The 12156-nt window shown below is 42.5% G+C and carries 10 protein-coding genes; 4 read left to right on the plus strand and 6 right to left on the minus strand.

The window, feature by feature from the left end:
- Nucleotides 1-111: 111 nt before the first annotated feature.
- The 3 genes from pflA to HXT36_RS02695 all read right to left on the minus strand — a co-directional run bounded on the left by pflA (nucleotide 112) and on the right by HXT36_RS02695 (nucleotide 5440).
- A complete protein-coding gene (gene pflA, locus HXT36_RS02685; RefSeq protein WP_016831444.1) occupies nucleotides 112-993 on the minus strand; it encodes a pyruvate formate-lyase-activating protein in 882 nt (293 codons plus the stop codon).
- A gap of 109 nt (nucleotides 994-1102) precedes the next feature.
- The gene (gene pflB / locus HXT36_RS02690) at nucleotides 1103-3478 is read right to left on the minus strand and encodes a formate C-acetyltransferase (protein ID WP_421779180.1); all 2376 of its coding nucleotides are present in this window, start codon (nucleotides 3476-3478) and stop codon (nucleotides 1103-1105) included.
- A 249-nt stretch (nucleotides 3479-3727) separates the two neighbouring features.
- Nucleotides 3728-5440, minus strand: a complete 1713-nt coding sequence (locus HXT36_RS02695) for an NAD+ synthase (RefSeq protein ID WP_421779181.1) — start codon at nucleotides 5438-5440, stop codon at nucleotides 3728-3730.
- A gap of 326 nt (nucleotides 5441-5766) precedes the next feature.
- On the opposite strand from HXT36_RS02695, the gene HXT36_RS02700 reads away from it, so the two are divergent.
- The 4 genes from HXT36_RS02700 to HXT36_RS02715 all read left to right on the plus strand — a co-directional run bounded on the left by HXT36_RS02700 (nucleotide 5767) and on the right by HXT36_RS02715 (nucleotide 8821).
- Nucleotides 5767-6615 (plus strand): MetQ/NlpA family ABC transporter substrate-binding protein, encoded by an 849-nt coding sequence (locus HXT36_RS02700; RefSeq protein WP_115757638.1) that lies wholly within the window; start codon nucleotides 5767-5769, stop codon nucleotides 6613-6615.
- 122 nt (nucleotides 6616-6737) lie between these two features.
- A complete protein-coding gene (locus tag HXT36_RS02705; RefSeq protein ID WP_116286136.1) occupies nucleotides 6738-7547 on the plus strand; it encodes a methionine ABC transporter ATP-binding protein in 810 nt (269 codons plus the stop codon).
- Between the two features lies 1 nt (nucleotide 7548).
- Nucleotides 7549-8229, plus strand: a complete 681-nt coding sequence (locus HXT36_RS02710; RefSeq protein WP_421779182.1) for a methionine ABC transporter permease — start codon at nucleotides 7549-7551, stop codon at nucleotides 8227-8229.
- 52 nt (nucleotides 8230-8281) lie between these two features.
- Nucleotides 8282-8821: a peptidylprolyl isomerase gene (locus tag HXT36_RS02715; protein WP_421779183.1), complete on the plus strand. Its 540-nt coding sequence runs from the start codon at nucleotides 8282-8284 to the stop codon at nucleotides 8819-8821.
- A gap of 134 nt (nucleotides 8822-8955) precedes the next feature.
- On the opposite strand, the gene HXT36_RS02720 is transcribed toward HXT36_RS02715, so the two are convergent.
- The 3 genes from HXT36_RS02720 to HXT36_RS02730 are packed head-to-tail and all read right to left on the minus strand — an operon-like array spanning nucleotide 8956 to nucleotide 12088.
- Nucleotides 8956-11295: a RelA/SpoT family protein gene (locus tag HXT36_RS02720; protein WP_421779184.1), complete on the minus strand. Its 2340-nt coding sequence runs from the start codon at nucleotides 11293-11295 to the stop codon at nucleotides 8956-8958.
- Between the two features lie 11 nt (nucleotides 11296-11306).
- Nucleotides 11307-11795 (minus strand): dUTP diphosphatase, encoded by a 489-nt coding sequence (gene dut / locus HXT36_RS02725; RefSeq protein WP_016635596.1) that lies wholly within the window; start codon nucleotides 11793-11795, stop codon nucleotides 11307-11309.
- On the minus strand, nucleotides 11795-12088 hold the full coding sequence (locus HXT36_RS02730) for a DUF4193 domain-containing protein (RefSeq protein WP_004574584.1): 294 nt from the start codon (nucleotides 12086-12088) through the stop codon (nucleotides 11795-11797). Before HXT36_RS02730 ends, dut begins: the two co-directional genes overlap by 1 nt.
- Between the last annotated feature and the right edge of the window lie 68 nt (nucleotides 12089-12156).

Consider the following 12156-nt stretch of genomic DNA (forward strand, 5'->3'; position numbering starts at 1 on the left):
CTCTAAAAAAGGTTATTTGTATAATTATACAAAATCCTTTAAAAAAAAACAATACAATACGCAAAAATTGTCTAAATTACAGTTACATTTTTGATGCAATCTAAACGCAGTCTAGTACACAACAAAACCGTGGTCTTTGAACTGGTTTACAACTCGCTCTTTAAGCGCCCTAGAAGGTCCTTTTTGATTCTCAAGAGGGTATGGAATCCTAAGCTCATGCCACTTTGGGCGGCCTAGTTGATGGAATCCAAGCACGTCAATATGCTCAACAGCATCACCAAATGAATCGCAAATCTCAGCAACTTTTTCAACATTTTCTTCGCTGTCTGTAAGACCTGGAACGAGCACAAAACGCACCCAAATCTTCTTACCAGCCTTCGCCAATCGCTGACCAAAGTCAATAGTTGGCTGAAGCAAGCCGCCAGTTACTTTTTTATACGTTTCTTCAATACCAGATTTAACATCTAGCAAGCAAAGATCAATGTCGTCAATCATTTCGTCCGTATAATTGCGATTCAAAAAGCCCGAAGTATCTAAGCAAGTATGCACGCCCATCTCTTTTGCTGCACGAAAAACCCTAGATACAAAAGCTGGTTGCATCATGGACTCGCCGCCAGAAAATGTGATTCCGCCGCCTGTTGCCTTAAAAAGACTTTGATAACGGTCTACTTTTTTAATCATTGCATCTAAGTAGACTGGCTTGCCGTCGCGCATTTTCCAAGTATCAGGATTTTGGCAATATTGACAACGAAGCGGGCAGCCACTCATAAACACTGTCATGCGAGTGCCAGGGCCATCAACAGAAGTATTGATATCCCAAGAATGCACAAACCCAATATCGCCAGTTTTAAGAGCAACTAAGCGGTCTTTTCTGTCTAATCCAATTGGAGATTCAAAACCAGAAAGACCACCCATTAAAGTTTGTCGGGCATACTCTTTTGACTCCTTTAACATGTGCTGAGTCGTAGTGCGAAATGCTGTGTTTTCAGCCATCATATGCCCCCTATAACCGTCTTTGGTATACCTTTTAAGTCTATTTTATTTGAAAAGCCGCCAGGAGCAAAACCTGCTCACCCCCGGCGGCATTCGCAATCAATCAGAATCAGTCAGTAACTGAACCCTGGTGGAATGTACGAGAAATAACGTCGAGCTGCTGCTCCTTAGTGAGCTTTACAAAGTTCACTGCGTAGCCAGAAACACGAACCGTAAGATGTGGGTACTTTTCTGGATGCTCAACAGCGTCTTCAAGCTGTTCCTTACGCAAAACATTGATGTTTGCGTGGTACAAGCCGTGGCCGTTGCCAGCGTCCAAAATACCAACAAGGTTGTTAATACGCTCGTCTTCGTCTCTACCCAAACCATCTGGAGTAATGGTGTTAGTCAACGAGATACCATCGAGAGCATCGTCATAGTCAATCTTGCCAACAGAGAACATGGATGGAAGCATGCTGTGAGAATCCATACCATTTTCTGGGTTTGCACCTGGAGCGTAAGGAGTGCCCTTCTTGTGGCCAGATGGGAAGGAACCAGTGTTCTTGCCGTACTCAACGTTAGAAGTAATAGTCAAGATGGACTGAGTTGGAACAGCATTACGGTATACAGGCAAACGCTTTACTTGACCCATAACAGTGCTTACAACCCACTTTGCCAAGTCATCAGCACGATCGTCATCGTTACCGTAGATTGGGAACTCGCCAACCGTCTTGTAGCCAACGATTAAGTCGTCGTCTGCGCCTTCAATGTACTCGTACTCGTGGCCTTCTGCAGTCTTAGCATCCTTGTTGTAGATTGGGTAAACCTTCGCATACTTTATAGCAGCCAAGGAATCTGCAGCAATAGACAAGCCAGACATACCGCAGCCGAGTGTACGATAGACTTCCCTATCATGCAAAGCCATCTCAATGGACTCGTACGCGTACTTATCGTGCATGTAGTGGATTATGTTCAAAGCCTCAATGTAGGTTTCGGAAAGCCATTCCAAAGCCTTCTCGTAGTTGGCCTTAACCTTCTCGTAGTCAAGAGTTCCATCAGCTTCTGGCTTGATTGGGTCAATAACGCCCTTATCAATAACCTGCATGCCAGTCATCTCATCGCGGCCACCGTTAATCGCGTAGAGCAAAGCCTTTGCGGAGTTAACGCGTGCAGCGAAGAACTGCATTTGCTTACCAACGCGCATTGGGGAAACGCAGCAAGCAATAGCAGCGTCGTCGCCCCAGTGCTCACGAATATCTTTATCGGACTCGTACTGAATTGCAGAAGTGTCGATAGAGATTCGTGCGCAGAAACGCTTGTAGGCTTCTGGAAGCTTTGGATCCCAGAAAATAGTGATGTTTGGCTCTGGACCAGGACCTAGATGCTCAAGAGTCAAAGTGTTGAGCAAACGGAACGAAGTCTTAGTAACAAAGGTACGGCCATCATCGCTGAAGCCTGCATCGGACCAAGTTGCCCAGTATGGATCTCCAGAGAAGATTGCGTCGTAATCCTTAGTACGCAAGAAGCGCACAATACGAAGCTTCATAACCAATGCATCAATGATTTCCTGAGCGTCGGTTTCGTTGATTAATCCAGCCTTCAAATCGCGCTCAAAGTAGCAATCGAAGAATGCGGAAACACGGCCGAAGCTCATTGCAGCGCCATCCTGGCTCTTAACAGAAGCAAGATAGCCCATGTAAGTCCACTGAACAGCTTCCTTAGCGGTTTGAGCTGGGCGGCTCAAATCCAAGCCATACTCGTTGCCCAAGTTAATAAGCTGCTTCAAAGCCTTGATTTGCTCATCGTGCTCTTCGCGGAAGCGAATCCAATGCTCAATCTCGGTCTCAGTAAAGTCGTTGCGGTATGGAATCGAGTCCTTATCGCGCTTCTTGAACTCAATAAGCATGTTTACGCCGTAAAGAGCCACACGACGATAATCACCAATAATACGACCACGGCCATAAGCGTCTGGCAAACCAGTCAAAATCTTGTTGTGGCGAGCAATCTTAATATTCTTGGTGTAAACACCAAACACGCCATCGTTATGAGTCTTGCGATAAACGGTGAAAATCTTCTTGATTTCTGGATCTACTTCCTTGCCAGCTTCCTTAATGGCCTGCTCAACCATTCGCCAACCGCCGTTTGGCATCATAGCGCGCTTGCAAGGTTCGTCGGTTTGAAGACCTACGATTACGTTATCTACTTCTGGGCTTTCAATGTAGCCTGCTGGCATTGCGTCAATACCTGCTGGAATATGTGTTTCAACGTCGTATACGCGGCGCTCACGCTCGACAGCCAAGTAGTTGTCGTCGAGGTACTTCCACATATGCTTCGTTTTTTCGGTGGCGTCTGCCAAGAAAGTCTCATCACCCTCGTATGGAGTGTAATTCTTTAGGATAAAGTCACGAACGTCAATATCTTTTTCCCAATTGCCGCTTGTAAATCCATCCCACGCTTTTGCACGAAGATCCTCTTCGGTGAGAACGGATGCATCCACTGATGCCATATTTGACTCCTTTCGTATCCACGACGCTTCTTCACGTCGCCTTCTCTACTATGTTAGAGCAATGTTTAAACAGTACACGTCGATTTTTGGCATTTTTAACGTGAGTTACCTCACATTTTACTGTTTTTTAGCTTATTTTTAATAAAAATGCTAGTTTGAATCCTCAAACTAGCACATATACAACGCGTAGAGAACAGGCGGTTGCTTGCGACTTTTTCCAAGCTTCACCAATCCGTTCCCAGCCTTCGTCTATTCTCTAAACGCCGTTGTTACTGGAATTCGCCTATCTCTACCAAACGCAATCGCACTAACTTTTGGACCTAACGGATACTGCCTACGCTTCCATTCTGCGCGGTCTACAAGCCGAATAACTGTATCAACTGTGCGCTCATCAAAACCGTCTGCAAGCAAATCCGCCCTGCCGTGAGCAAACTCAATATGAGCCTCTAACACTTTGTCTAGCAAATCGTATTCTGGCAAAGAATCCGAGTCCTTTTGCCCTGGCCTAAGCTCGGCACTTGGAGGCTTAACAATAGAGTTTACAGGTATAAGAATGCCATCTTTTGGAGCCTTTTCTTTAGGATTATTGTCTTTAGGAAAATCTTCACTACCAGCAATAGGCAACATTCCAAGACCTACGCCATTTTTAGCAGCGCGATTACGCCATCTAGAAAGCGCCCAAACGCGAGTCTTAAACAAATCTTTAATAGGAGCATACCCACCTACCGCATCTCCATAAATCGTAGAATAACCGCATGCAAGCTCCGACTTATTGCCAGTAGCTAAAGCCAGCAAACCTTTTGAATTAGAATACGCCATAACAATCACGCCTCTAACTCGCGCTTGCAAATTTTCTGCAGCAACGCCTTGTAAATCAAGCTGATTTTGGAATGACTTAAAAAGCGGCTCAATAGGCTGAATATCGTAATGTGCTCCAAGGCGCTTAGCTAAATCGCAAGCATCGTCTTTAGAACCAAGCGAAGAATACATGCTTGGCATTGAAATTCCCCAAACGTTTTGCCCTCCGCAAGCATCCGCCGCCATAGTTGCAACTAGCGCAGAGTCGATTCCGCCAGAAAGTCCTAAGCAAACACCCTTAAAGCCATTTTTACGCATGTAATCTCTAAGTCCTAAAACGCATGCGCAATAAACTTCTTCGTCTGGGTCTAATTTTTGAGCAATAGTCGAGCACTTTTGCACATCTAAATCTGTATTAAAATCAACAAAACTTAAGTCTTGATCAAACATCTTAGAACGCTCAATCAAAGACCCGTCTGCGTTTACTACAAAGCTGCCGCCATCAAAAACAAGATCGTCTTGAGCACCAACTTGATTTACGTAAACAAGAGGCGCATTAAGCTCTTTTGCGCGCTTTTGAGCCAGCTTTAAGCGAATATCTGTTTTGCCTTCTTCGTACGGAGAACCGTTGATTGTTACTAGAACATCAATCCCCTCCTTAGAAAGACGCGCAACTGGGCCGCCATCTTGCCAAATATCTTCGCAAATCGCAAATCCTAATTTTGCACCTTTAACGTTTAGAATTCCGCAATCATTTCCAGACGAGAAAATTCTAAATTCGTCAAAAACGCCATAATTTGGCAAGAAATGCTTATCATAAACAAGCGCCACTTTTCCATTGTTAATAACAAGCAAGCGATTTCTTGGCTTACCCAACTCATCGTCTACACCAACCGTTCCAACAACAACGTATAAGTCGCCTAATCCGCTATCTTTTAAGCTTTTTGCAAGACTATAAGCGGCATCATTAGCTGCTTTTCTAAAAGTCGCTCGCAAAGCAAGGTCTTCGATTGGATACCCTGTTAGTGTCATCTCTGGAAACACAACAATATCGGCGTTACCACTGCTTGCGTCTTTGCAAAATCGCAATATTTCATCCGTATTTTTGCTTATATTTCCAACGCAAGTGTCAATTTGAGCTAAAGCTAAACGCAAAGAAGTCATGTTTTTATTATAAGCCATGTTGCATAAGCCGCATTGCATAATCCATGTGCATAATCCATATTGCAATAAAAACGTTTTAGCTTTGCAAATAAAAAAATCGCAAAACGCCAATCGTAAAAAATAGCAAAAAACAAAAAATCAAGCCCTAAATGCAAAAAATAATTGTTGATTATCTTATTGATTTTATTAGCTTTACTAACTCGTCATAAATTATACAAATAGAAAATAGGTAGCGAAGAGGCTGCAAAATCGCATATATTGATATTCCGTTGCTAAGAAACAAAATAATCAACTAGCAAAAAACATTAAAGGACAAGGGGAAAAACATGAAAATCACAAAAAAGAACACAAAGATTATTGCAGCTTTTACAGCACTAACTGCGATTTTGGGTCTTTCGCTAAGCGCATGCGGATCTTCTGCAAATGGCGCAACTAAAGACGATAAGGTGATTAAGGTTGCAGCTTCCCCAACTCCTCACAGCGATATTTTGAATAAAGTAGTTAAGCCGATTTTGCAAAAGCAAGGCTATAAGTTGGTTGTTAAGGAATTTACTGATTACGTTCAACCAAATACTGCTGTAGAAGAAGGCGAAGCAGACGCAAACTACCATCAGCATTTGCCATACTTAGATAACTTTAATAAAGAAAGAGGAACGCATATTATTTCTATTGCTGGAATCCACTTTGAGCCATTTGGACTTTATCCAGGAAAGACTAAAACAATTAAGGACTTAAAAGATGGCGCAACAGTTGCTGTTCCTAGCGATCCAACCAACGAAGCTCGCGCACTTCTTCTTTTGCAAGACGCAGGTCTTCTTAAGCTAAAGAATCCAAAGGATGTTAACTCAACCAAGAAGGATATTGTTTCTAATCCAAAGAATCTAAAGTTTAAGGAAATAGACGCCTCTTTGGTTCCAACAGTCGTTAAAGACGTTGATTTAGCTGCTCTAAACGGAAACTACGCTATTCAAGCTGGATTTAACCCAACTAAAGATCCTCTTACAAGCGAAAAAGTTGGAGGCGTAGCCGCTAAGACATACGAAAACATTATTGCTGTTAAGAAGGGCTCCGAAAAACTTGCTAAAATCAAGGCTCTTGTAAAAGCGTTAAAAACAGATGAAGTTCGTGATTTTATAAATAAAAACTACAACGGCGCTGTTCTTCCAGTGTTTTAACGTGATTACAGCGTTTAATCGCAAATAAAAAAGAGACATGTGCCTCTAAAAGAAACTAGAGGCACGTGCCTCATATTTGTTTTATAATTCGTTTTACAATTCGTTCTACAATCGGTGGAAAAATGATTCAGATTGAACATCTTTATAAGACTTATTCAAGCGGCAAAACTAAGCACGAAGCGCTTAAAGACATTAATTTGACTATTGAATCGGGAGAAGTCTTTGGAATTTTAGGTTCTTCGGGAGCTGGAAAGTCTTCGCTAGTTCGATGCATAAACCTTCTAGAAAGACCTACGAGCGGAAAAGTTGTAATAGACGGAAAAGATATTACATACGCTAAAAATCGCGATTTATCTAATATCAGGTCAAATATTGGCATGATTTTCCAAAACTTTAGTCTTTTTCAGCAGCGAACTGTATTGCAAAATGTGACTTTTCCTTTGGAACTAAACCACACGAATAAAAATGAACGAGAAGAACGAGCAAAATATTTGCTTGACTTAGTTGGCTTAAAAGATTTAGCAAACCGCTACCCTATTCAGCTTTCTGGCGGCCAGCAGCAACGTGTTGCTATTGCGCGAGCGCTTGCTAACAATCCTTCGATTATGCTTTGTGACGAAGCTACAAGCGCATTGGATTCAACAACTACTGCGCAAATACTTGATTTGCTTAGAAGAATTAACCGAGATCTTAACGTTACATTGGTTATTATTACTCACTCTCTTGCAGTTGCGCGCAATATTTGCGATAGAGTTGCAATGATTGACGGCGGAAAAATCGTAGAAATCGGCGATACTTCAACGCTTTTCAAGAATCCGCAAAGCAATATTCTAAAAACACTTATTGCAAACGAAAATGTTGAAAATCATAGAAATAACAGCAAAAACATCAGCAACAGCAACGAAAACAGCGAAAACAGCGAGGTGAAATAAAATGCCAGAAAATATTTCACAATTTATAGACGAATATGGAGAACTAATTATTGAAGGCACAAAAGACACAATTGTTATGACTTCAATATCTACATTATTTGCATACATAATAGGACTTCCAATAGGAGTTCTTCTTATAACAAGCGCAAAGCAAGGAATTTGCAAAAACGCGCTGCTTAACACTGTTTTAGGAAGCATTGTAAACTTTGTGCGATCTATTCCGTTTATAATTTTGCTTGTTGCTATAATACCACTTACAAGGCTTATTGTTGGAACATCTTTAGGTGTTCCAGGAGCAATTGTTCCGCTTGTTATAACAGCTGCGCCATTCGTAGCGCGAATTGTTGAGCAATCTTTGGCAGAAGTTGACGGAAGTCTTATAGAAGCTGCTCAAAGTTTTGGAGCAAGCAACACACAAATCGTGTTCAAAGTATTGCTTTTTGAAAGTTTACCTTCGCTAATTCGCGGAGCAGCATTAACGTTTATTACGCTTTTTGGATTCTCCGCAATGGCTGGAACAGTTGGCGCAGGAGGACTTGGAGATATTGCGATTCGCTACGGGTACCAACGCTACCAATACGACGTTATGAGCGCAGCAGTAATTTTGTGCATTTTGCTTGTGCAATTAGTGCAAAGCCTTGGAGATTTAATATCCAACAAAATCAACCATCATGAGCGCTAATATTAATCAAAATAAACAGTGAACAGTCTTTAATGTATGGGAGAATCGCAATATGACACTTATTAATATGCATACGTCTGAAGGCGATATAAAGATTAATCTTTTTGACGATAAAGCGCCTATTACAGTAAAAAATTTCGTTGACTTGGCAACTGGCGAAAAAGAGTGGACTGATCCTTTTAGCGGCGAAAAGTCTAATGAGCCTTTCTACAATGGCTTAACTTTCCACCGTATTATTAAAGATTTTATGATTCAAGGCGGATGCCCTCTTGGAAACGGAATGGGCGGTCCTGGCTACGAATTTGACGACGAGATTGACCCATCTCTAAAGTTCGATAAGCCATATTTGCTCGCAATGGCGAATGCTGGAAAGCAACGCGGACGCGACGGCCGCTTGCATGGCACTAATGGATCTCAATTCTTTATAACAACTGTTCCAACTTCTTGGCTTGATGGTCATCACACGATTTTTGGAGAAGTTGTGGACGATGAGTCTAAAGCTGTTGTAGATAAGCTTGAATCTGTTCCAACAGATAGGTCCGATGCTCCACTAGAGCCAGTTGGAATTATATCTATTGATGTTATTAAGTAAAAACATTAGTTAAAATAAAGCAAAAATAGTATAAAAATTGCAATAATAAAACTTCCAGCCAAAGGATTATTTGACTGGAAGTTTTATTGTTTAGTTGCGCTTTAGCTACGATTTAGTTACTGTTTAGTCGCAGCTTAATCGCGTTCCATTTTTCTAAGTCGCGGTTCCGCACTATCTTTTGCACCCGTAATTCTATAAACGTCAAAAACGCCATCAATCTTACGAATCGCAGCAAGAAGAGTATTCAAATGCTGAGGATCCGCCATTTCAAACGTAAATTGGCTTGTAGCAACGCGATCGTCTCCAGTAGCAATCGTTCCCGAAAGAATATTTACGCCATGATCCGAAAGAACTCTAGTAACATCCGAAAGCAAATGCTGACGATCCAAAGCTTCTACTTGAACTTTAACAAGGAACAAGCCTTTGTCACTTGTCCATTGAACAGGAATAACACGTTCCGATTGCGACTTTTGCAAATCAATCATATTTTGGCAATCTGTTCTATGAACAGAAACACCCTGATTTCTTGTTATAAAGCCAACAATATTGTCTCCTGGAACAGGCATGCAACAGCGCGCAAGCTTAACCCAAACGTCTCCAACACCCTTTACAGAAACGCCAAGAACGCCGTTAGACTTGCGATTACGCTCTGCTCTTCTAAGCGGAAGCGCCTCTTCTTGCGCTTCTTCTGCTACTTCTTCGCTTCCCGCATCTTTAACAAGACGAGAAATAACATTTTGTGTAGAAACCTGACCTTCGCCAATCGCAGCATAAACGGCTTCTACATTAGCAGTAATATTAAGCTCTTCTGCAACACCTATTAACGCTTGCGGAGTAAGCAAAGTAGACAAAGGCAAGTTACGTTTACGCATAGCGCGCGTAAGCTCGTCTTTACCCTCTTCAATAGCCTCCGAACGGCGTTCCTTGCTAAACCATTGCCTAATCTTATTTCTAGCTCTAGGGCTTTTTACAAAACTAAGCCAATCTCTAGAAGGGCCAGCCGTATCGGACTTAGACGTAAGAACTTCTACAGTGTCTCCGTTGTTAAGCTTTGTATCTAGCGGAACAAGCTTTCCATTTACGCGAGCGCCCATCATTCTGTGTCCAACTTCTGTATGCACAGAATACGCAAAGTCAACTGGCGTTGCATCTTGCGGAAGAGCAACAATGCTCCCCTTTGGAGTAAACACGTAAACTTCCGAAGCTCCAAGATCTTGCTTTAAGGAACCTAAGAATTCGTCGGAATCTGGCGTTTCGCTAGTCCAATCTGCAAGTTGCTGAATCCACTTTAAGTTATCTAATTCGCTAAGCTCTTTGTTCTCTTCTTGCTCGCGCTTAACATCACCCTTATCTGGCTTACTTAAAGCTCGACCAGCTTGGCCGTTTGCCTTGTACTTCCAGTGTGCAGCAATACCAAACTCAGCACGCCTATGCATATCCCATGTGCGAATTTGAATCTCAACAGGCTTTCCGCCAGGGCCTACAACAGTAGTGTGCAAGCTTTGATACATATTTAGCTTAGGAGTAGCAATGTAGTCCTTAAATCGGCCTGGAACAGGGCTCCAACGCGCGTGAACTGCGCCAAGAGCCGCATAACAGTCTCGAATAGAATCAACGATTATTCTAACGCCTACAAGGTCGTAGATATTTTCAAAATCGTGACCGCGAACAATCATCTTTTGGTAAATTGAGAAGTAATCTTTTGGTCGCCCCTTAACAGAAGCTTTTACTCGCTGCTGATTTAAATCTTCGTTGATTTCTTCTAGGATTTGACGCAAGTAGACTTCTCGCTGGCCAGCTCTTCTAGCAACTAACACTACGATTTCGTTGTAAATCTTAGGGTATAAAACCTTAAAGCTTAGCTCTTCAAGCTCCGTTTTAATGGCATTCATGCCGAGTCGATTTGCAAGAGGAGCGTAAACATCTAGAGTTTCTCGAGCTTTTTTATGCGAGCTAGACGCCTTAACGTACCTCCACGTACGCGCATTATGTAATCGATCTGCAAGTTTTACTACTAACACTCGCACATCTCGGCTCATTGCAACAACCATTTTGCGGATTGTTTCTGCTTGCGCGCTTTCGCCGTACTCCATATTGGATATTTTTGTAACGCCATCTACAAGGCCAGCAACCGTGTCTCCAAAATCTGCCCTGCATTCTTCTAGCGTGTAATCCGTGTCTTCTACAGTGTCGTGCAATAATCCTGCAGCAACAACAATAGGTCCCATTCCAAGATCAGCTAAAATTTGAGCTACAGCAAGAGGGTGAATAATGTACGGCTCTCCCGATTTACGCCTTTGACCAGCATGCTGCTTTACGGCTCTTTTATACGCCTTATGCAAAATATCCATGTTTTCATCGGGATGATGCCACTTACACATTTGCAATATAGGACGCAATGGGTCTCGCATATCTTCGCTAATTTCACACCCGAGCATATTAGCGCCTTTAATATCTTCTTGAGATTCTCCCATTGAATGTCACCTCATTGCACGCCAGTAGAGCCAAATCCTTTAGTGGATCTATCGGAGCCTGGAAGCTGACTTGCTTCAACAAATCTAGCTTCAACATAGCGTTGAATAACAAGCTGAGCTATGCGATCTCCACGATTAAATTGCACAGTATTTTCTGGATCCATATTGATTAATGGAACCTTAATCTCTCCACGATACCCAGCATCAATCGTTCCTGGAGCATTAAGAACAGTAACACCCTGTTTTACAGCTAAACCGGAACGCGGATGAACCAAAGCCACATATCCAGCAGGCAAGGCGATTGCAACGCCAGTCGGCACTAGAGCACGCTCAAAAGGACGCAAGGTAACGTCTTGCGTAGTTCGCAAATCCGCTCCAGCATCTCCCGCATGAGCGTAAGAAAGATGCTCCATTGCAGCCTGGCTATCTGTTCCATCGTTCAAATATTTAATAAGAACTTCCACCTGCTCTGGGCCCGTATAGGTATCATCGTAAGCCATTAAGCTGCGCACTCCTTACAAATCGGTTGACCGTCTTGAGACATTTGAGCGAGCTGACTTCTGTGCTTTACAAGGAAGCACTCGGAGCAAATGAACTCATCACCTTGCATTGGTATTACTGTAACAGATGCATCTTCGTTGCTAAGATCTGCGCCTGGCAACTCGTAATCTTCTGCAATAGCGTTTTCGTCATCGTCTATATCGTTTGCGGAACTTTGAGAGCCTTTGCTCAATGCTTCCAACGACTCCTCGTCTTCGTCTTTACTACGAGGAGAATCATAATCCTGTGCCATTATGGTCCTTTCGTTTTTAAGATTACTTATTGCTTAAAACTACTTTTCTACTTTACTTATAGCGATTA

This window comes from Gardnerella sp. DNF01144 (assembly GCF_049244245.1).
Lineage (GTDB): Bacteria > Actinomycetota > Actinomycetes > Actinomycetales > Bifidobacteriaceae > Bifidobacterium > Bifidobacterium piotii.